At 39.2% G+C, this 21,199-nt stretch carries 22 protein-coding genes; 16 read left to right on the top strand and 6 right to left on the bottom strand.

Going from position 1 to position 21,199, the window contains the following annotated elements:
• Both KHB02_RS18845 and KHB02_RS18840 read left to right on the top strand, forming a co-directional pair.
• A partial coding sequence (locus KHB02_RS18845; protein WP_241113962.1) for an AAA family ATPase occupies positions 1–1,533 on the top strand: 1,533 nt, incomplete at its 5' end.
• A gap of 12 nt (positions 1,534–1,545) precedes the next feature.
• Positions 1,546–2,844, top strand: a complete 1,299-nt coding sequence (locus KHB02_RS18840; protein WP_213145813.1) for an McrC family protein — start codon at positions 1,546–1,548, stop codon at positions 2,842–2,844.
• 374 nt (positions 2,845–3,218) lie between these two features.
• On the opposite strand, the gene KHB02_RS18835 is transcribed toward KHB02_RS18840, so the two are convergent.
• From KHB02_RS18835 to KHB02_RS18825, 3 genes are all read right to left on the bottom strand, one after another.
• Positions 3,219–3,356: a YvrJ family protein gene (locus KHB02_RS18835; protein WP_213119625.1), complete on the bottom strand. Its 138-nt coding sequence runs from the start codon at positions 3,354–3,356 to the stop codon at positions 3,219–3,221.
• A 103-nt stretch (positions 3,357–3,459) separates the two neighbouring features.
• Positions 3,460–3,678 carry a DUF2922 domain-containing protein gene (locus KHB02_RS18830; RefSeq protein WP_213145814.1) on the bottom strand — a complete coding sequence of 73 codons (219 nt, stop codon included), beginning with the start codon at positions 3,676–3,678 and terminating at the stop codon, positions 3,460–3,462.
• A 138-nt stretch (positions 3,679–3,816) separates the two neighbouring features.
• Positions 3,817–4,035, bottom strand: coding sequence for a DUF1659 domain-containing protein (locus tag KHB02_RS18825; RefSeq protein WP_213145815.1), 219 nt, complete (start codon positions 4,033–4,035; stop codon positions 3,817–3,819).
• A gap of 219 nt (positions 4,036–4,254) precedes the next feature.
• On the opposite strand from KHB02_RS18825, the gene KHB02_RS18820 reads away from it, so the two are divergent.
• Genes KHB02_RS18820 through KHB02_RS18810 form a run of 3 tightly spaced genes read left to right on the top strand, consistent with a single transcriptional unit; the run spans position 4,255 to position 5,612 of the window.
• Positions 4,255–4,581, top strand: a complete 327-nt coding sequence (locus KHB02_RS18820; protein ID WP_213145816.1) for a nucleoside triphosphate pyrophosphohydrolase — start codon at positions 4,255–4,257, stop codon at positions 4,579–4,581.
• A 36-nt stretch (positions 4,582–4,617) separates the two neighbouring features.
• On the top strand, positions 4,618–5,388 hold the full coding sequence (locus KHB02_RS29945) for an HNH endonuclease (protein WP_241113961.1): 771 nt from the start codon (positions 4,618–4,620) through the stop codon (positions 5,386–5,388).
• Positions 5,334–5,612, top strand: coding sequence for an HNH endonuclease domain-containing protein (locus KHB02_RS18810; protein ID WP_241113960.1), 279 nt, complete (start codon positions 5,334–5,336; stop codon positions 5,610–5,612). Before KHB02_RS29945 ends, KHB02_RS18810 begins: the two co-directional genes overlap by 55 nt.
• 284 nt (positions 5,613–5,896) lie before the next feature.
• On the opposite strand, the gene KHB02_RS18805 is transcribed toward KHB02_RS18810, so the two are convergent.
• Complete coding sequence (locus KHB02_RS18805; protein WP_213145817.1) at positions 5,897–7,132, bottom strand: acetyl-CoA acetyltransferase; 1,236 nt, start codon at positions 7,130–7,132, stop codon at positions 5,897–5,899.
• Positions 7,133–7,206: 74 nt separating this feature from the next.
• Positions 7,207–8,541, bottom strand: coding sequence for a sigma-54 interaction domain-containing protein (locus KHB02_RS18800; RefSeq protein ID WP_213145818.1), 1,335 nt, complete (start codon positions 8,539–8,541; stop codon positions 7,207–7,209).
• A 281-nt stretch (positions 8,542–8,822) separates the two neighbouring features.
• On the opposite strand from KHB02_RS18800, the gene KHB02_RS18795 reads away from it, so the two are divergent.
• From KHB02_RS18795 to KHB02_RS18755, 9 genes are all read left to right on the top strand, one after another.
• Positions 8,823–10,544: an AMP-binding protein gene (locus KHB02_RS18795; protein ID WP_241113959.1), complete on the top strand. Its 1,722-nt coding sequence runs from the start codon at positions 8,823–8,825 to the stop codon at positions 10,542–10,544.
• Between the two features lie 30 nt (positions 10,545–10,574).
• Positions 10,575–11,366 carry an enoyl-CoA hydratase/isomerase family protein gene (locus KHB02_RS18790; RefSeq protein WP_213145819.1) on the top strand — a complete coding sequence of 264 codons (792 nt, stop codon included), beginning with the start codon at positions 10,575–10,577 and terminating at the stop codon, positions 11,364–11,366.
• A gap of 15 nt (positions 11,367–11,381) precedes the next feature.
• Positions 11,382–11,819: a VOC family protein gene (locus KHB02_RS18785; RefSeq protein WP_213145820.1), complete on the top strand. Its 438-nt coding sequence runs from the start codon at positions 11,382–11,384 to the stop codon at positions 11,817–11,819.
• A gap of 41 nt (positions 11,820–11,860) precedes the next feature.
• Positions 11,861–12,937, top strand: a complete 1,077-nt coding sequence (locus KHB02_RS18780; protein ID WP_213145821.1) for a TRAP transporter substrate-binding protein — start codon at positions 11,861–11,863, stop codon at positions 12,935–12,937.
• A 151-nt stretch (positions 12,938–13,088) separates the two neighbouring features.
• The gene (locus KHB02_RS18775) at positions 13,089–13,670 is read left to right on the top strand and encodes a TRAP transporter small permease subunit (RefSeq protein WP_213145822.1); all 582 of its coding nucleotides are present in this window, start codon (positions 13,089–13,091) and stop codon (positions 13,668–13,670) included.
• Positions 13,671–14,984, top strand: coding sequence for a TRAP transporter large permease (locus tag KHB02_RS18770; RefSeq protein WP_213145823.1), 1,314 nt, complete (start codon positions 13,671–13,673; stop codon positions 14,982–14,984).
• Between the two features lie 36 nt (positions 14,985–15,020).
• On the top strand, positions 15,021–15,812 hold the full coding sequence (locus tag KHB02_RS18765; RefSeq protein ID WP_213145824.1) for an enoyl-CoA hydratase/isomerase family protein: 792 nt from the start codon (positions 15,021–15,023) through the stop codon (positions 15,810–15,812).
• 18 nt (positions 15,813–15,830) lie between these two features.
• Positions 15,831–16,259: a VOC family protein gene (locus KHB02_RS18760; protein ID WP_213145825.1), complete on the top strand. Its 429-nt coding sequence runs from the start codon at positions 15,831–15,833 to the stop codon at positions 16,257–16,259.
• A gap of 92 nt (positions 16,260–16,351) precedes the next feature.
• On the top strand, positions 16,352–18,079 hold the full coding sequence (locus KHB02_RS18755) for an AMP-binding protein (RefSeq protein WP_213145826.1): 1,728 nt from the start codon (positions 16,352–16,354) through the stop codon (positions 18,077–18,079).
• A 248-nt stretch (positions 18,080–18,327) separates the two neighbouring features.
• Here the strand turns inward: KHB02_RS18755 and KHB02_RS18750 are convergent, their stop codons facing one another.
• Positions 18,328–18,501 carry a hypothetical protein gene (locus KHB02_RS18750; RefSeq protein WP_213145827.1) on the bottom strand — a complete coding sequence of 58 codons (174 nt, stop codon included), beginning with the start codon at positions 18,499–18,501 and terminating at the stop codon, positions 18,328–18,330.
• A 187-nt stretch (positions 18,502–18,688) separates the two neighbouring features.
• Between KHB02_RS18750 and KHB02_RS18745 the strand changes: the two genes are divergently transcribed.
• Both KHB02_RS18745 and KHB02_RS18740 read left to right on the top strand, forming a co-directional pair.
• Entirely contained in the window at positions 18,689–19,699 is a 1,011-nt protein-coding gene (locus KHB02_RS18745) for an NAD(P)H-dependent flavin oxidoreductase (RefSeq protein WP_213145828.1), read from the top strand.
• Positions 19,696–21,117: a carotenoid oxygenase family protein gene (locus KHB02_RS18740; RefSeq protein WP_213145829.1), complete on the top strand. Its 1,422-nt coding sequence runs from the start codon at positions 19,696–19,698 to the stop codon at positions 21,115–21,117. Before KHB02_RS18745 ends, KHB02_RS18740 begins: the two co-directional genes overlap by 4 nt.
• Positions 21,118–21,199 lie beyond the last annotated feature (82 nt).

Here is a 21,199-nt window from a genome sequence, read left to right as displayed (position 1 = left end):
AATAACTTAGAAGTCAATGTTCCGATTAATGATAGTCGGCAAGAACTCAGTGTTAATTCTATCCTTTATGGCCCACCCGGAACAGGGAAAACTTACAATACAGTTCTTTATGCGATAGCCATTTGTGATAATGAAAGCATCGATGCATTAGCAAATTTACCGTATGAACAAGTATTGGAACGTTATAATTCACTTAAAAATGACGGAAGAATTGCCTTTACAACTTTTCATCAGTCCTACGGATATGAAGAATTTATCGAGGGCATTAAGCCTGTCATAAACGAGCAGGATGAGGGACTCTCATCAGATATTAAATATGAGCATGTATCAGGAGTATTTAAGAAATTTTGCGAAACAGCGAAAGGTATTAAAATTCAAACGTCATCTTTAAAAATAAGACAAAATCCTACAGTTTGGAATGTAATTCTAGAAGGAACGGGACAAACAAAGCTAAAAATTGATTGTTTCAATAATAATTTCATTAAGATTGGTTGGTCGAATGTAGACGAAATGGTCACGGACGAATCAAAGAACCTTAATAGTACGGAAAAAAGAATTCTCCTTAACTTTCAAGATGAAATGCAGATAGGAGATATTGTTTTTATTCAAAGAACAAATACGTCAATTGACGGAATAGGGATTATAACGGGGCCATATGAATTTATAAAATCCGGGGAGAAGTATCCTAGGAGAAGAAACGTTGAATGGATTGCAACAAATATTAATGAAGATGTGTATTCAATCAATAAGAATACTAGGTTAAATAGATTGTCAGTTTATCCATTGAGAAACATGAATATTAAGGATGTTATTGGTCTGATTGATAAATATAAAATCAATCATGATATTAAAATTGAAGAAAACCGTAAACCTTACGTTTTTATTATTGACGAAATAAATAGGGGAAACATCTCAAAAATATTTGGAGAGTTAATTACGCTAATCGAACAAACCAAAAGATTAGGGGAGCCAGAAGCTACAACAGCCATCTTACCCTACACGGGTGGTGAGTTTGGAGTACCCAATAATGTTTATATTCTTGGAACTATGAATACAGCGGATCGGTCAATCGCTTTGCTGGATACTGCATTAAGAAGAAGATTCAAATTCATTGAAATGATGCCGGATGCTGATGTTCTAAGGAATTTAGGTATAAACACAATTGAAGGAATCGATATACCACTAATGCTAGAAACAATCAATGAAAGAATAGAGTATCTTTTTGATAGAGAGCATACAATTGGCCATGCCTATTTTACACCATTAGCCAAGGATCCTTCGATATCCAATCTTGAAGGTATCTTTTTAAATGCAATCATTCCATTGCTTCAGGAGTATTTCTATGAGGATTACAGCAAAATCCAATTAATTCTAGGGGACAATGCAAAAACAGAACCTTCCTTTAAATTTATTCTTGATAAGAAAATGAGGAATGTTTTTAAAGGTAATCCTGATATCGACTTACCAGAAATGAAGTATTCCATTCAGAGAGATGCTTTTTATAAACCTGAAAGTTATATTCAAATCTATTAAAGTGGTGAAAAGATGGACAAGTTATTAGAGGTCCGGGAGTTTGAGTCGATAACATGCAATCAGGATTACAGGGAAGATCCTTCTTTAAAGTTCTTAAACCAAGAGGCCTTTGCGGAGCTGGAACATTTCATCTTGTCTTTTAATAGTTCTGGGGAAGCTGAGGCTGTGGATTTCCTCAAGATTAGTGTACGGCGTCAAGTCGGCAAAATCATCCAAGCCAAGAATTACGTTGGGTTAATTCAACTGAGAAGTGGTTATAGAATTCAGATTCTACCTAAGGTACTATACGAAAATATGGAAGAATCAAAGAAAACATTTCTGAAAATGCTCCGCAGTATGAAGGATTTTCCAAGTAAAGTGTTTCACGATGCCAATCTGAAAATGGACCGAATGAACCTTTATGAAATTTTTATCAATATGTATATTCAGGAAGTGCGCAACCTATTGAAAAAGGGGTTTCGGTCTTCCTATTTACCTGTAGAAGATAACTTAAGATACTATAAAGGGAAATTGATTTTTCGTGAACATATGAAAAAAAATCAGGTTCACAAAGAGAAATTTTATGTGGGGTATGACGAGTTTGGGGTGAATAGGCCGGAAAATCGCTTAATCAAATCTACACTTCTAAAACTGCAAAAAATCTCAACTAGTGCTACAAATATTAAATCAATCGGACAGCTTCTTGCTAACTTTGAATTAGTGGAGCCTTCACAAAACGTTTCTAAGGATTTTTCAAGTGCCGTCTGTGATCGTTTTATGAAGGATTATGAATTGTTACTGCGCTGGTCAAAAGTTTTCTTAATGAATCAAAGCTTTACCAATTTTGCCGGCAATACAACTGCAAGGGCATTACTTTTTCCAATGGAAAAGGTGTTTGAAGCGTATGTTGCTCGGAACTTAAAACTTGTTTTGACGGACCTTCCATGGGAGATAGCAACTCAGGATAAAAGGTATTATTTGTTTGATGATCCTCGTCAGTTTGCCTTAAAGCCGGATATTGTTATTACTCGTGAGAATGGCAGTAAAATCGTTTTGGATACCAAATGGAAGTCACTGGTATATAATCCCCGGCAGAATTATGGGATATCCCAAGTGGACATGTATCAAATGTATGCTTACGCCAAGAAATACGAAACAAAAGAAATATGGCTGTTATATCCAATCAATGAGGAAATGAAGAATAGGGAAATAAGTTTTAAGGCCTTCAACAGTGAGGATCTGGAACTGGACGTCCAATTGTTTTTTGTTGATGTTTCAAGAATTGATGAAAGTCTTGGAGAATTGAAGGAAATGTTAATTAAGCAAAAGTAGTACGTAAGTGAACTATACAAGCAGGTGACGTTAATGATGCCGAGAAGAAAAAAGAGTCCGACATTGGCCGGAAACACTACATCAAACTTAATCGGAAAGTGAATGAAAAGGAGTACAATTTTCATACCCTTGAATTTGATTGAATCAGCGGAAGGATGAATTTTTCAGAGGGAAGATTAAGGAAAGTGTTGGTAGGTTGTCTAAGGAGAAGATTCGTTAGATTTTGGAAATGATGTAGTCGTAATTTATTGAATTATATGACAGTACATTGCCAAAATCACCGAAATTACACCCGGCAACGTCATTTAAAGCATAAAAGCCAACTATCCCGAAAACATGGTAGTTGGCTATTTTCATCCTGTCGTATATAACCTTCACACCTTCATCCGCTCAGGTAAACTCTGTATCGACTGGACCACTAAATCCAGCTTCGATTCAATACGATAAAGCAGATAAAGTGTCACTACAATGGGAAATCCTACCTCGTTGATGAATGAAATGATTTGATCCACAACAATTTTCCTCCTCTCCAATTTTTAAAAAGAGGCCGGTTTCAGTCTGAACTGCCCCGGCCTCTCTCCTAAACACTATCGAATTTGACTAAACTGCTTAAGCTTAGACAATCTCATACTCAACCACATTGCGGTCGACGACTCTAGCGCCTTTTGAGGAAACATATCGTCCGCTAGCAGACGTAAATACATCCGCTGCGATAATTTGTTCCATTGACTGTTTAACAGCTGCCTCATCAATCGGCTCTTTCGGATTATCTACCGCAATACGGGCAGTCTTCCCAAATTCCGTGCCAAACATTAATTCCAATGTTTTTGCCATTCTCTATCACCTCCTTCCTTTAAGTCATGGGGCGGTTCTTTTGCCTCAATCTCTAACTCATTACCTGCTTATTAGATTGGAAGCTTCGTTGATTTAGATCAGAAGAACCATTCCATTGAATCACTAATTACTTTCCGGTTACGCAGTTAATTCGGTACTGTCGCTGCGCTCGGTTTTGTTTAGCGGGTAGTTGCATAGTGCAGAAATTGCTTGTGCAACCTGGAATAACTGGTCAGCCGTTGATTCTTTTTTGATGTTACTAAACGTTTTGGTTTTTACGACTGGGTTTCCTTGTTCATCAAGGTCTACTTGAAACGCCAACCGAAGCTTTGAACCTTCTAATAATGCTTGTGCCATTTTCGTTCACCTCCTTTCACCTCTTATTTAGGGTTTTTGAGGCAAAAAGGACAGGGGGTAGAAAGTAATATTTTGATTTTTACATGGAGATGGTCTTTATGCATCGCTAATCCTACTGTTTCTGAAATATAAATTTATTAAACTATTAATTATGGTAAAATAATCCTATAGTAAATGAATCAAATAGGATATATAGAAGAGGAGTAATGGGGTGTAAAAATGCCAATTTATAATAAATTGGTCCGCGATAAAATACCAGAAATTATTGGGAGCACGGGCCAGAAATGTTCTTGTAAAGTATTAAATGATGATGAATATATAAAGGCACTTCAAGAGAAATGCTACGAGGAACTCGATGAGTATGTATCTAGCACCACAAACATTGAGATAATGGAGGAGCTAGCTGATTTATTAGAGATTTTTCATTCCCTTGCTGATTATCATGGAATTTCGATTGAACAAATCGAGGAAATTCGGAAAAGAAAGCGGGAACAGCGCGGTGGATTTCAAGACAGGATATTTTTAATTGAAGTTGAAGATAAATAAAGTTAAGGAAAAAAGGGCACTGCAGGTGACAATACAATGAGTCATAAATTACAAGTGGGCGAAATGAAAGCCGCTTATTTAACAGATAAAGAAATTTGGGGCCATTTTAACTACATATTTTCATCGAAATCCAAGAATTCAACTACATATAAATTTGTATTAATCAAATCGTTGTTAGAAAACTTATACAATGTCAATGATAAGCTGGAATTGAATTACTCAAGCTTATATTCGAGTTTTGCAAAAATCTATTGGAATCTGGTTATTCATCATAATCTTAATCAGATAAACATGACGGATAAAAGGGCTGAAGTTCAAAACATCCTGCTCAATATCCAGTCGAAATATCAACTCCCTGAAACGGTTGTTTTTGATAGACTTTCTGCCGAAATTCAGGTGGAAATCATCAATAAAGTGAAGAAAAAATGTAAGATCAATGTCATGGGTGCGATATATGGCGATACAGGCTGCACCATCTATGATTTTGATAATCAAAAGGAACAACTGAGAATGAATAGTACAGTTTACTCCTTCATGCTGCGGTTCCAGCGAGTCTTGAATTATTTAACGAATTATCATCTTGCCTTATTTTTGGAAAAATTCAATGAAAAAGGGGATACCACCAACCTGCTATTAAAAGTTGAAAATGTATCAAGAGGTCATCCCTTGATCAATTTTATCAAGTGCTATCCTCTTTTTATAACGGGAAGTGTTTTTACTGCGGAAAGGTTATTAAGAAGGAAAATGCTCACGTGGATCATTTTATCCCATGGAGTTTTGTTCAGGCTGACCAGCTCTGGAATTTAGTTATCGCCTGTAGTGCTTGTAACTTATCTAAAAGTGATAAATTGGCTGGCAAGATCTTTTTAGAAACGGTAATAGACCGAAATGAAACGTTAATTGCTATTCCGGAACTTGGAAGAAGAGAGGATATGAAGGTTTATTCTAGCAATAAACTAAAAGATTTATACCACTATTCGGTAGAAAATGGGTTTACTGATATTTGGACTCCGAAGAAATTGATTTTATAAGGAAGAGAGAGAAAGATTGAACGATTCCCACCAAAAGAAAGTTCTCTTTGAAGCTTGGATTGATGGATTTAAGGAAAATTACTCATTTGCATTTACGAATAAAGGTTATGAAATTGTCAAAGAATATATACTTGGCGGTTACAAATGAAATTAAATAAACAGCCAATAAAACAGCTTCAAAGTTTGTTTGATGGTTGAAATATCTCTATTCATGAACTGCCACAGTGAAGGTTCTTATGGCAAAAACCATAAGAACCTTCACTGTGAAATCTGGAATCCTTTTTTTATCTCCCAATCACAAAACAGACGGTGGTTGTTGTGCTGCCACCGATGTTTAAGGTGGCGACATTTTTTGCATCTTTTACTTGGTAGCTTCCTGCAGTACCAGTGACTTGCTTATATGCATCAAGAACCATTCGAATTCCGGTTGCACCGACTGGGTGGCCTAAGCCGATTAATCCGCCGCTTGGATTGATGGGGATTCGACCATTGAAGGCAATATCGCCTGATTCAATTGCCTTCCAGTTTTCGCCGGGTTCCGTAATCCCAAAATGGTCGATAGCCATATATTCGGTGATGGAAAAGCAATCGTGTGTCTCAATCGCATCAATATCATCCACGCCGCGAAGTCCTGCTCGGTCAAACATGTCCTCGATGGCTTTGCGGACATGTGGAAACACGTAGCGTTGCTCCGCACTTTCCTTTATCTTGTCTTCAAGCAGCATGGGGGCTGTTTTATGCCCCCAGCCTTTGATGACAGGGATGCTTTCGAACGGTATTTGGAGACGCTCGGCATACGCCTTTGCGTATTTTTCGGATGAGAGAAAGATTGTTGCTCCGCCGTCTGTTACTTGCCCGCAATCTTGACGGCGAACACGGCCTTCAATCACATGATTATGCTCATCATTTTCCAGAAAGCTATATTCATTGAATTGCCACTTTCTTGTTTGAGCGTTTGGGTTTCGCTTCGCATTATCAAGATTAATTTTCGCGATTTCAGCTATGTGTTCGTAGCGAATTCCGTAGCGCTCGTCATAAACATCGATTAATCGATTAAATAAATAGGGCCAAGGATAGGTGGCGTCTTGTGCTTCCCGACCTGTCCAGCAGGCGACACCAAGATTATCTGCCGCTTGTTCTCCTGATACATTTCGCAGTAATTCTACTCCCGTAACACAAGCTAGATCATAACGGCCGGACTCTATATCGGCTGCCGCTGCCAGGACGGCAATACTACCTGAAGCGCATGCTGCTTCATGGCGGCTTGCCGGAATGCCGGAGAAGGCGGGATGAATCGAAGCGAATAATCCGCCAAGCTGTCCTTGCTTACTCCCCAGCTCTCCAATAAAATTCCCTATATGACAAACTTCCACTTCACTGGGATCAATTGTTGTTGATTCAAGTGCACCCTCAACACTGGATTTTAATAGATCAAAAATGTCTTTTTCTTCTCGTGCCCAATTTTTTGAAAAATCGGTTTGGTATCCGCCAAGCACATAAACCTTTGACGTATTCATCATTCACTGCCTCCTCATAAAAGAATTGATAAAATCGACTTACTGTTTTATTTAGGATGCAATTTTCATGCCAAAGGCTATTTCAACCGCTGTAGCTTTTTTACGAGTGAGGATTGACTGATTCCAAGTACTTCTGCTGTTTTACGAGTTGTTTTAAATTCCCTTAATTTTTCCAAAATGATTTTCTTCTCTAAATCTTGAAGCGTTTTTTTCAAGGTCCGTTGATGGGGGTTCTCCGGAGAATGAAGGAACGGGAGATCTGACCATTGAATATCATCATGATCAATGGTCACCACTAACCGCTCAATTAAATTCTCCATCTCGCGGATATTTCCCGGCCACTTATAATCCTCGAATAATTGGATAGTATCATCTCCAAATCTCTTGGTTAACCCATATTTTTTATTTGTTTTTTGAAGGAAATGATAGGCAAGTGGAGCAATGTCTTCAACTCTTTCACGTAAGGGCGGGATCGTAATCGGAATGATATTCAAACGATAAAATAAATCTTGTCTGAAACGCCCTTCATTTACGAGTTGTTCAAGGTTTTTATTCGTTGCCGAGACAACTCGTACATTGACTCTGATGCTTTTCCTGCCGCCAATTCTAGTAATCTCAAATTCTTGCAGTACCCTTAACAGCTTGACCTGCAAATCAAGCGGCATGTCTCCAATTTCATCTAAAAAGATGGTTCCACCGTTTGCCTGTTCAAATAACCCTGGCTTTCCGCGGCTGTCTGCCCCTGTAAAGGCTCCCTTTTCATAGCCGAAAAGCTCTGACTCCAGAAGATTTGGAGGGATAGCGGCACAATTCACCTTAATTAATGGTTCATTTGCGCGTTTGCTTAGCCGATGGATAAAATTTAACAGCACTTCTTTCCCTGTCCCTGATTCACCATGAATAAGGATCGTCGTATCCACTTGGGCAATTTTTGCACATATAGCAAGGATTTTTCGAAATTCTGGGCTTTTGGCAATAATATCAGGATAAACCGGGATCTCTTCATGAATTTTCATGTTGTCTTTGTGATGATGTTTCATTTTAAGAGCAAGCGATAGTATTTGATCAATTTTAAGTTTGTTCAATTCAGCGATATCGCGAATAATTAACACAACATGTGTAACTTGGCCTTTTTCATTTTTTATTGGGCTCCCCGTAATTAACACATCCGACCCTCTAATATGCATGACTTTTGTAACGGGTTTTTTATGTTTTATGACTGCTAGAGTAATAGAATCGTTTATTATCCCTTTTTTCAATGCATCTTTTATATTTCCTCCTACAAATTCTGATTCTGGATACGAAGTAATTCTGCATGCAGCCTTATTGATGGCGATTCCATATCCATCGGCATCTCTAATAGCTACGCCGTCATAGGATGATTCAAATACCTGCTTGTATAATTCGAGCAAATGAAAACTCTCCCTTCATCAAAGTATCTCTGATAAAAAATTCATCATCTGATTCTATTATTCATCAATAACATGTAAAATCCTTCTCTATTTTTGATAATATTCATAATATTCATTATTTTTTAGTGCGTTTTCACTGTTGGCACATTACTTGCATTGTTATTTTATGACCATGTCGTTCCCGGAAGTCACCATGGTTAGAAAAGGAGAGATTACCGCAAAAATGTAAACGGAATCAATGAGTTGCTATTTTTATAATGTAAGAGTTTGGAGGAGGTCGCATGGGTGTAGAAATGTTTAAACAAACATTAGGGACTGAAGAAGAGTCTGTTATTAAAAAACTTGAAAAATGGGCAAAGGAAACAGGGGATAAGACGTTTGTCTATTATGGTGAAACACAACGATCGATTACCTATAAGGTGTTCAATGAAATGGTTAACAGTTTCGCGAACAGCTTAATCGAAAAAGGGATTCAAAAAGGGGATCGTATCTCACTATTTTTATATAACCCTTTTATCACAACGATTGCGATGTTTGGCATTTGGAAAGCGGGGGCTGTTTACTGTCCGATAAACTTTAATTATAAAGGCAGTCTGCTTTCATACCAAATTAATGATACTAAGCCAAAAATGCTTATAACAGAAAGACAAAAGGTATCAATCATCAATGATATAAAAGATCAGTTAACGTCTTTACCTGTCATAATCCATGACCCAAAAGAAGATGATCATGATTATCAGGATGAGCATGTCCAACTTGATAGTAAGTTTCTCAGCCTATCATTTGAAGATTTTATGGCAGGCAATCGTGACAATCCGTCTATTGACCTTCGATTTTATGATACAGCAAATATTATGTACACATCTGGTACCACAGGTCCTTCCAAAGGGGTTGTACAATCTCATCGTTGTCTTCACAGTTATACGTATCTCGTACGAGCTTTTAATAATCAAGAAGACGTCCTTTACAGTGATATGCCCATGTATCATGTCGGTGCAGCATTTGCGAATGTTGTCACTGCCGCTTTTGTCGGCTGCACGGTTGCGATGTGGGATAAATTCAGCCCAGGTAATTTTTGGAGGCGTATCCAAATAAGCGGAGCGACAAATGCAATCCTTTTAGATGTGATGATTCCGTGGTTATTGAATGAAGAACCGACTGAAGACGATCGTAACAATACATTGAAAAAAGTGATATTGCAGCCGCTGCCTGAATATCACCATGATTTCGCTAAACGATTTGGGATTCATTTTGTACAAACAGGCTATGGGCAGACTGAAGCTGCGGGTGGGTGTAATGTCATTATTGATGAGCTTGGAGAGGAACAAGGCACTCCACCTGAACTGTATAAAGGATATACAAGAGAAGAAATTGCTGAAATAGCCAAACGGTTAAATCTTTCTTTTCCAAAAGGCAATATAAAATTTCCAAAAGGTTATTTGGGAGGTCCGACTCCATTTATGGAAGTAGCCATCCTAAATGAACATGATGAGGAATGTGACATTGGGCAGTCGGGACAATTTGCTTATCGACCTCTTTTTCCTTATATCATGATGAAAGAATACTTTAACAAGCCTGCAGCGACTGCAGAAGTTTTCCAAAATCTTTGGTTTCATTCAGGGGATGTAGGCTATAAAGACGAAAACGGATTTTATTATTTCGTTGACCGGATGAAGAATTTGATTAGGCATAAAGGGGAGAATATTTCATCCTATCAAATTGAAGATCTCATCACTCAGCATCACCTAGTGGATCTTTGCGCCGCTTTTCCGATTCCAGCTGAAGAAGGGGACGAGGATGATATTGTTGTCTATGTTGTCCCAAGAACAGATGAATTAAATGAAGCAGCGCTAAAGGAATGGACGAAAAGGGAAATGCCCAAGTATATGTGGCCTAAGTACATTCGAATCGTTCCGGACTTGCCGAAAACACCGACGAATAAAATTGAGAAATATAAATTAAGGGCTTTAATTCTAGAAGAACTCCAAAAAGTTAAAATCTAAGGATTATGTATGAAAGAGGTGGGATGATTGTTGTCTACAGAAGAAACATACGAAACGATTGTATTTGAAAACAATAATGGGATCGCGAAAATTACGCTAAACCGTCCAAATCAGCTGAATGCCCTAAATTATGCAATGTTACTAGATTTAAATAAGGCTGTTACCAGAATTAAAGAAGATGACACCATTCGGGTATTAATCATAACGGGGGCTGGGAGAGCTTTTAGTGCAGGTGGCGATGTTAATGGTTTTGAGAACGCAACCCTTCGCCATATGAATCACCAAATGGAAATTGGCAATCGAGTGATTACGAATATTGCTAATTTAAAAATTCCGGTTATTTCAGCAATCAATGGTCATGCCGTTGGTCTCGGTTTTAACTTCGCTTTAGCTGGAGATATTATTATCGCATCAGACAAGGCTAAATTCTCGCAGATTTTCATTAAAATTGGCGTCATTCCTGACGGCGGAGGCACCTTTTTTCTGCCGCGGCTAATAGGGTTAGCGAAAGCGAAGGAGCTGATGTTTACAGGAAGAATGCTAGATGCGAAAGAAGCCTGTGATATGGGGATCGTGAGTAAGGTAGTAAATAGTGAAAATTTTGAACAAGAAATCGAAAACCTGGCTCAGCAGTTTAGCCAAGCCCCAACAAAAGCCATCGGGATTATGAAACAGTTGCTGAACAAAAGTTATGATCATGATCTGCAGACAGCTTTAAGCTATGAACAACTAGGACAAAACCTTGTCCTTGACTCAGATGATTATCATGAAGGCGTTCAGGCTTTTATCAATAAAAGGTCACCTAAATTCTTAGGAAAATAAGAGAGGAGAATCAGAATGAACGTAAGGAATGGAGCGAAGGTAACAAAGGTACCATATGTGGCAATTGCAGTAAGGGACCGTGACAAAGCAGCTGATTTTTTTACAAAGACGTTTGGTGGAGAAGTGATTACTAGTTATTCAGGACCTGACAACGACTTTTTAGGCTATAAGGATGCTTTGATTCGAATCGGGGATTTTCATCTTTATTTAATGGAACCAATGGAAGAAAACAGTGTTGTAGACAAATTTATTAAAAAACGTGGGGAAGGGCTTCATCATATCGCATTTTCTTTCCCAAATTTACAAGAAGCCGTAGAAGATTTAAGAGAAAGATCACTAAGGGTTTTCGATTTAGGTCAAGCCACGGATGAACTTGCTTTCCTTCATCCAAAAGATGCATATGGGGTGTTAATCGAGTTGACCCCTGAGAATATCAAATACAGGAATGATTAATAGAATCTATTTAATTTGGAAAAAATTCTAGGGGGGAAAATATGGTGAAAAGAGACAAAAAGCATGTTTCGTTGTTTGCTAGTTTCATAATGTTAAGTTTAATCGTTATTTTGGCAGCTTGCTCAAGTGATAAAACTTCTGGGGATTCTGGTAAATCTAATGGCAGCGATGAAAAGAAAGTTTATACATTTAACCTAAATTCTGTATACCCAGACACCACATTAGCAGGGCTTAATTTTATAGGACCTGAATTTATCAAGGAAGTTGAAAAGAGAAGCAACGGACGGATTGTGATTAAACCGTTCTACTCAAATGAGCTTGTCCCTCAATCAGAAATATTGAGTGCACTGTCTAGCAATACCATAGATCTTGGTCTCACCAGCCCTGTTTACTTTGGCGATAGCGTTCCTACTGCTTCGACACAGAGTCTTCCTTATTGGTCTAAATCACTTGAACATTCTTATAAACTCTATCGTGAAACAGGTGTAGGGGAACTATTTGAAAAAGAACTGGAAGAACATGGAGTCAAAGTCCTTGCCTATGCTGTTGGCGGCAGTGGTTATGGATTTGCCTTAAATAAACCGATAAAGAAGTATGAAGATCTTAGTAAACTGCTGTTACGTTCATCCGGGTGGGCTACTGATACATGGTATAAAAATGTCGGAATCTCAGGTGCCAGCATTCCTTTAGCAGAAACGTATGATGCACTGCAAAGAGGAGTTGTTGATGGAACACCATGGTCATTTACAGAACTAGAATCTTCGAAATATGGTGAAGTTGTTAAGTATATCGTTCAACCAGCATTCATAAATGGAGGGTTAAGCGGTCTATTTATCAACAAGGATGCCTGGAATAAACTACCCGAGGATTTACAGAAGGTTATGACGGAAGTTGCTCAAGAAATGGAGCTAAAGGCTCTTGAAACGAATAAAGAAAAGGAAAAAACAATTCAGGCACAAGTGGACAAATATAATATTGAAGTGATCAATCTTCCTAAAGACTTCCAGAAGAAACTTTATGATAGCGCCCAAGTCGTTTGGGATGAATATGCCAAATTGAATGGCAACACAGCAAAAACCGTGGAAATACTACGTAAGGAAAATGGGGGAAGTCAATAGCTAAAAGTTCCGGGAAGTGTCTTCATTCCAGTCATGATGTCCACCCATTAGCTTGGACATCATGACTGTTGTTTCTTTGTCGAGGATTAGGTAACGCCAGATAAGATTCGACGCAGCGCAATATCAGTTTTTTATGAAGGGTGGGTTAAGGATGAAAGTTGAGAGTGAAATAATCCAAGCAAAAGAAAACAGGACATTGATGGAGGTTGTCAACAAATCAATCAGAAAAACAATCAGATCAATCAATTATATAAATGAAAAAATGTATATTGTGATTGGCGTGATTATTGTTTTTCTATCATTCATGATTTTCTACGATGTACTTGCCCGCTACTTCTTTCATAAACCTACTAGTTTCGGGTTTGACACATCGATTTGGCTGACGGTGGTGATGGCGTTTGTTGGCGGAGGGTATTCGCAATTAAAAAATGAACACGTTCGAGTTGATATTTTCTATGAAAAGTTTTCCGACAAAGGAAAAAGTATCGTGGACCTGTTCACTCATCTTTTCATATTTCTTACGGTTATTCCCCTTGTCTGGTGGGGGGGGAGTCATGTCCTTAAATTATTTGAACAAGGAACGGTTGCTACATCAGGCTTAAATATATCATTATGGATTAAGTTTCTTATTGTTCCATTCGGAGGAACCCTGCTCGGCCTGCAGGCATTTGTAACCTTTTATAAGGATATTTACTTAATTGTTACTGGCAGAAAATATGAGGAGGACAAATAAGTGGATGGTTATGTTATAGCACTTATCATGTTTGGAGCACTGATGATCGGTATCATGATGGGTATTCCCATTGCCTTTACGATGTCCGGCATTTCCATTATCGTTGGCTTCTTCATATGGGGCGGAACTACTAGTCTGACAGGGTTTGTATTGTCTGCCTATAGTGATGTAGGCCAATTTGTATTTACTGCTGTACCATTATATATCTTCATGGCCGGAATCTTAAGATACAGTGACTTGGTAGAAGGGATGTATGAAGCGTTTTACCGTTGGTTTGGGGGGCTCAGGGGAGGACTAGCGGTTGGAACAACTATCATCGCCACCTTATTCTCTGCTATGGTTGGGACTACAATGGTTTCTACAGCTGCACTAGGAGCTATTGCACGTCCTTCAATGATTCGCCGCGGTTATAATGATGTTTTAACACAAGGCGTAATCTTGGCAGGGAGCGGGTTAGGAATTCTCATTCCCCCAAGTATTGTCATGATCATTTATGCTGTCATTGCGGATGTATCTCCTGGACAGTTGTTTATGGCTGGTATTCTTCCTGGAATCATGATGGCTGTCCTTATCATCATATACAGCTTAGTCGTTTGTTGGGTGCGACCTGACTTCGGCCCTGCTATCCCAAAGGCAGAAAGGTTTACGTGGAAAGAGAAATTTGTAGCCCTTAAAGGTGTTATTTTACCATTAGCAGTCATTGCTACAGTTTTGGTCACCATTTTCATGGGAGTAGCTACACCGACAGAAGCTGCTGCAGTTGGAGTTGTAGGTTCCTTAATTTGTGCGGGAATCAAGCGGAAATTATCATGGAGCAACATCAAAAATATGTTTGAAATGACAATTGGATTATGTGCCATGTTGTTTTGGCTTGTTATTGGCGCCTCAGCCTATGCAAAAATTGTCAGCCTTACTAGAGTAGGTGAATATCTGTCAGGCTTAATAGAAGGTTGGAATTTATCTCCTATGATGTTTCTAATTGTTGTTCTCATTGTCTATTTTATCCTAGGTATACCTCTTGATGCTGTACCGATTTTGTTCATGACGGCACCTATTATCATGCCTATCTTTGAAAGCATGGGGATTGACTTAGTATGGTTTGGCGTTATTTTTATCATCAGTGCTATAACAGCGAATTTATCTCCGCCTTTTGGAATACAGATGTTTATTTTAAAAGGAGTTGCTCCGGACATAAAGATTTCCGACACGTTTAAAGCGTGTTGGCCAATGGTTGGATTATTTACATTAGGTACGATTATATTATTTATTTTCCCTGAGATTGTAACCTGGCTTCCGAATCAAATGTATAAATAACAACTATATAAACATACATGAAAGGTGGAGTTGAGATTGTCAAGTGCATATGAGTTCCAGACAATTACTTTGGATGTGGAAGACGGGATTGCTAGGTTAACTTTAAACAGACCGGACCGTCTAAATGCATTAAATTTTGCTTTAATCAAGGAGTTGGATCAGGCTGCATCCATTATTCAGGATATTAACGAAATTAGAGTTTTAGTCATTACTGGGGCAGGCAGAGCTTTTTGCGCGGGTGGAGACGTGAAAGAAATGGAGACCACAACGCAGGAGCAAAATCAGGAAGCGCTAAGACTCGCTAATCGCGCTCTCTACAACATCGCCAATTTAGAAGTTCCTGTTATTACTGCTGTCAATGGCTACGCCTTTGGCGCCGGATTCAGTCTAGCTTTGGCGGGGGATATTATTATTGCGTCTAATCAGGCAAAATTTTCAGCAGCTTTTGTAAAAGTTGGTTTGGCACCGGAAATGGGTGGGACCCATTTTCTCCCACGTTTAATTGGATTAGCGAAAGCAAAAGAATTAGTATTCTCTGGCCGAACCATTGATGCCCATGTGGCTTTTAACTTAGGCCTTATTTCCAGTGTTGTGGGTTTTGAAGAATTTAATAAGGTGGTGGAAAAGGAAGTTAAAAAGTTGTCGCAAGCCCCTACGAAAGCACTTGGAATTGCTAAGAAACTCCTTAACCACAGTTTAGAAAGAGATCTCAAGACATCCTTAATCTATGAGCAAGTATACTGTCCAAGGGCAGCACAAACAAAGGACCATGAGGAAGCGGTTCGTGCGTTTAAAGAAAAAAGAGAGCCCGTTTTTACAGGAAATTAATGAGAGGAGGAAAATAGAATGAACACTAAAGTGTCGAAAGTTCCTTACGTAGCGATTGCCGTTAAAGATATGCATAAAGCAGCCGATTTTTTTGCCAATACATTCGGAGGGGAAATAGTAAGTAAAGGGACGGTTGAGGAAGAGTTATATTTGGATTGTATGGTCAAAATTGGGGACTTCTGTCTTTACTTAATGGAGCCTATGTCAGAAGACAGTGTAATTGGACGATACATTTCAAAACATGGAGAAGGCCTTCATCATCTCTGTTTCACTTTTCAGGACCCTAAACTGGCTCTAGCGGAGTTAAGAGAAAAAGGGCTCCGCGTAAATAGTATCTATTTTGAAGCAGACGACATAGAATTAGCTTTTATGCATCCCAAAGACGCTTATGGAGTACTTCTTGAATTAACTCCAGAGACCGTTCCCTTACGTACAAATCTTTCATAGCGATTTTTTCCTTACGTAGTAGTTTTCTCGGGGAAAACATGTAAGCGAATTCAAAAAGTTGGCATGGAATTCTACAAGATGGAGGAGCAGTAATGGGAGTGGAATTGTTTAAACAAACATTAGGGACTGATGAAGAGTCCGTTATCAAAAAACTTGAAAAATGGGCAAGAGAAAAAGGGGATAAAACGTTTATCTATTACGGGGAAGATCATCGATCCATTACCTATAAGGTATTCAATGAAATGGCAAACAGTTTTGCCCATCATTTAATGGACAAAGGTATTCAAAAAGGGGACCGTATTTCGCTATTTTTAAAAAATCCCTACATCACCACGATTGCAATGTTTGGTATTTGGAAAGCTGGGGCTGTTTACTGTCCGATAAACTTTAATTATAAAGGCAGCCTGCTATCATACCAGATTAATAGTACCCAGCAGAAAATGCTTATTACTGAAAGACAAATGGCAGGAATTATCAATGACATAAAGGATAATCTAGCGGCTTTACCTGTCATGATTCATGACCCAAAAGAGGAAGAGCATGACTATCAAGATGAAAATATCGAACTAGACCGTAAGTTTCCAAGTTTATCATTTCAGGATTTCCTAACAGGAAATTGTGAAAATCCAAATATCGACCTTCATTTTTATGATACAGCAAACATTATTTACACGTCTGGTACAACTGGACCTGCCAAAGGGGTTGTTCAATCCCATCGCTGTCTTCACAGTTATACGTATGTCTTACGCTCGTTTAATAATCAAGAAGATGTCCTTTACAGTGATATGCCGATGTATCATATTGGTGCAGCATTTGGGAATGTTGTTAATGCCGCTTTTGTCGGATGTACGGTTGCAATGTGGGATAAATTCAGCCCGAGTGATTTTTGGAGGCGTATTGAGGTTAGCGGAGCGACAAATGCCATCCTTGCCGATGTCATGATACCGCGGTTAATGAAACAAGAGCCGACTGACAACGACCGTAATAATACTTTGAAAAAAGTACAAATGCAGCCACTTCCTAAATTTCACCATGAATTTGCGAAACGATTTGGTATTCATTTTGTCCAGACGGGATATGGGCAGACGGAAGCAGGAGGCGGGTGTAATGTCGTTATTGATGAACTTGGAGAGGAACAAGGCACTCCTCCTGAACTTTATAAGGGATATTCAAGAGAAGAAATTGCTGAAATAGCCAAAAGTTTAAACCTTTCTTTTCCAAAAGGCAATCAGGAATTTGCGAAAGGCTTCATGGGGACTCCGACTCCCTTTATAGAAGTGGCCATCCTCAATGAACATGATGAGGAATGTGACATTGGGGAGAAAGGACAAATTGCCTATCGTCCACTGTTTCCGCATATCATGGTGAAAGAATACTTTAATAATCCTGCAGCGACGTCCGAGGTTTTTCAAAATTTATGGTTCCACACCGGGGATTTAGGCTATAAAGACGCAAATGGATTCTATTATTTTGTCGACAGGATGAAAGATGTGATTAGGCATAAAGGCGAAAATATATCAACTTTCCAGGTTGAAGATCTCATCAATCATCATGACCAAGTCGATCTTTGTGCCGCATTCCCGATTCCAGCTGAAGAAGGGGACGAGGATGATATTGTCGTATACGTTGTCCCAAAAACACATGAATTAAGCGAAACAGAGCTAAAAGAATGGACGAAAAAGGAAATGCCGAAGTTTATGTGGCCGAAGCACATTCGTATCGTTCCGGACTTGCCAAAAACGCCGACAAATAAAATTGAGAAATACAAATTAAGGGCTTTGATACTAGAAGAGCTTCAAAAAGTTAGGCTGTTTTCGTAAACTTTGTTGTTATGCAAGAAAAGCAGTGGTTTATTCAATTAGGAACGGGTTCCCCTCTGCGAAAAAGCTGGATTATGGGTCGACACCCTTGGAAGAGTAAAAAAGAAGCGGAAGTTTTTCCGTTATTTGCAAAATGGAGCTTTTTTAGTAAAAAATAAGCGGAGTTTTTTCCGTTATTCAATGAAAAACTCCCGATTTTAGCGGTTTAAACTCAAATAAGGGAAATTTCTCCGTCTATTTCAGCTAATTTACACCCATTTTCCTAAATAAGCGGAATTTCTTCCTCTATTTTTTAGAATGAGCCTTAAGAAGGTAGCAGAAAGCAACAATGTTTTAGAAAAGAGCCAAAAGTTAAAATCTAATGATTTTGCATAAGAAAAAGGTTCAGGCAGGGTACAAACTCTGTCTGAACCATTTTTCATACATTAAAGACCTCTGATAAAAAATTCATCAATTGATTCAGAAATTCATCAAAAAAGAGTGATTGATAAAATATTCATCATCCATCGTGTGTTTAAACTATTGGCACGGTACTTGCATTAATAAATAGTGTAGCTTGTAGTTTAATGCCAGTGGCTGCAAAGTATGAATGAAAAGGAGTGATTGTCCATGAGTCGAAGATTACCAAATTGGCTAACCGAAAACACGGTATTGCCGATTATTTCTGCCCCGATGTTTTTAGTATCGGGACCGGATCTTGTCTTAAGCTGCTGCAAAAATGGGGTCATTGGTTCTTTCCCTGCCCCGAATGCTCGAACCAACGACATTCTTGAGGAATGGATGACGCGATTGACAACGGAGTTAAAGGAGTACAAAGAAAGAAATCCAGACAAAAAAGTGGCTCCCTGGGCAGCAAATATCGTCGCGCATCGAAGCTATAAACGCCTCGAGCAGGAGCTTGCCTTACTGAAAAAATTTAAACCGCCGATTGTCATTACCGCACTTGGGAGTCCGATCCCTGTTATTGAAACTGTTCATTCCTACGGAGGGCTTGTGTTTGCGGATGTGAATTCAGTCAAATATGCCAAAAAAGCAGCTGAAGCTGGTGTGGATGGTTTAGTTCTAGTCAGCGCCGGGGCTGGAGGACATACTGGATCTATTACTGGCTTTGCCTTTGTTGATGCTGTTCGCGAATTTTGGGATGGAGTCATTGTACTTGCCGGAGGAATTTCTACGGGAAAAAGCATTTTGGCTGCCCAAACATTAGGGGCAGACCTCGTGTATTTAGGGACCAAATTTATCGCAGCCAGTGAGAGCATGGCCAATGATCAATACAAGGAAATGCTCATCGAAGCCACACACGAGGATATTATTCTGACAAATGCATTTTCTGGTGTGCATGCTAATATGCTCCGGCAAAGCATTGAAAAAGCAGGCTATGATGTTAATAATCTATCAACTAAAAAAGCAATAAACTTTGACAATCCACATGGAGAAACAAAAGCATGGCGGGACATCTGGTCGGCTGGGCACGGCGTGGATACGATTACAAAAACTCAACCGGCAAAAGAAATCATTGAAGAGCTTGAACAGCAATACAGAAAGGCCTATTCAGATTTTCAGCAGCCAAATGAGTGGCTTCCAGCGGAACAAAAGGAAAAGGAGGAATTTATACGATGATTGACACAAAAACCTATGAAAATCCCTATTTCCACGATGGTCTATACGCTCCGATTAAGGATGAAATGTATGTGGATGAATTAACGGTCCTTGAGGGGAAGGTTCCAACCGATTTTTACGGAGCCTATGTGCGAAACGGCCCTAATCCAAAACATGAACCTAAGGGCCGCTATCATTGGTTCGATGGGGATGGAATGCTTCATGCCGTTTATTTCGAAAATGGAAAAGTCAGCTATCGAAACCGCTATATCCATACAAAGGCCTTCCAGCATGAAGCCATTGAAGGAAAAGCCATATGGGCAGGATTAATGGAAGATAAAAAGCAAAATCCGTTTTTTGAAAAAGAAAAAAATACATCCAATACGGATGTCGTCTTTCATAACAATAATTTGCTGACACTTTGGTATCGGTCCGGCCAGCCCTACAAAGTCGATGCCAGAACATTGGAGACAATCGGAGTAGAGGATTTTGGCGGCCGTCTGACGTGCAATATTTCGGCCCATTCGAAAGTGGATGAGGCTACGGGTGAGTTTATTTTTTTCGATTATGGTAATGTGTATCCGTATATGATGTATGGCGTTGCTTCGGTAACAGGAGAGCTGATGCATGTTGCACCGGTTGAGCTTCCGGGTCCGCGACTGCCGCATGATATGGCAATTACGAAAAATTACTCGATCCTGATGGATTTGCCGTTATTTAACGACCCTGAATCAGCGAAATTAGGAAGATACAGTGTCAAGTTTTTCCGCGAATTGCCGAGCCGTTTTGGCATTATTCCGCGTTATGGTGGAGCCGAGTCCATTCGCTGGTTTGAAGCAAGCCCTTGCTATATTTACCATGTGATTAATGCCTGGGAAGAAGGAGACGAAATCGTTTTAACGGGATGCCGGGTAAAAGAACCTGTTCCTTCAAGTACAAAAAGGGGCGGTCCAATTGAAAGAATGCTGGCTTTTCTCCGTATAGATGCCCAGCTTCATTACTGGCGCTTTAATTTGAAAACAGGGCAAGTAAAAGAGGGCGAGCTATGTGACATGAACACAGAGTTTCCGGTAATTAACCTTGATTATATGGGGCATAAATCGCGTTATTCCTATAATGTTCATATCGGTCCTGGGGAAACGGTACAATTTGACGGATTGGTCAAATATGATACATGGACAGGGCAATCGAAGAAGTACATGTTCGGAGAAGGCCGTTATGGTACGGAGGGGGCCTATGCACCGAAAATAAATGCCAAAGCTGAGGATGATGGTTATTTGGTGACATATGTTCATGATCAGCGGGAGAATCGATCGGAACTGATTATTATGGATGCAAAGGAATTTGAGCTTGGCCCGATTGCCAGACTTCTTGTCCCGCAGCATATCCCAATGGGCTTCCATGCGACGTGGATTAACGGTGAAAAGCTTTTCACGTAACAGGCTCAAGTTGGGCGGTAAAGTTTGACCTGTTTTTTTAGAAAGGGCTTACTTTTCCTAATGAAATGAAAAGTAAGCCTTC

This window comes from Neobacillus citreus (genome assembly GCF_018343545.2).
Lineage (GTDB): Bacteria > Bacillota > Bacilli > Bacillales > Cytobacillaceae > Neobacillus > Neobacillus citreus.
The sequence above is the reverse complement of the archived record's forward strand: the minus strand, read 5'-3'. Positions and strand labels throughout refer to the sequence as shown.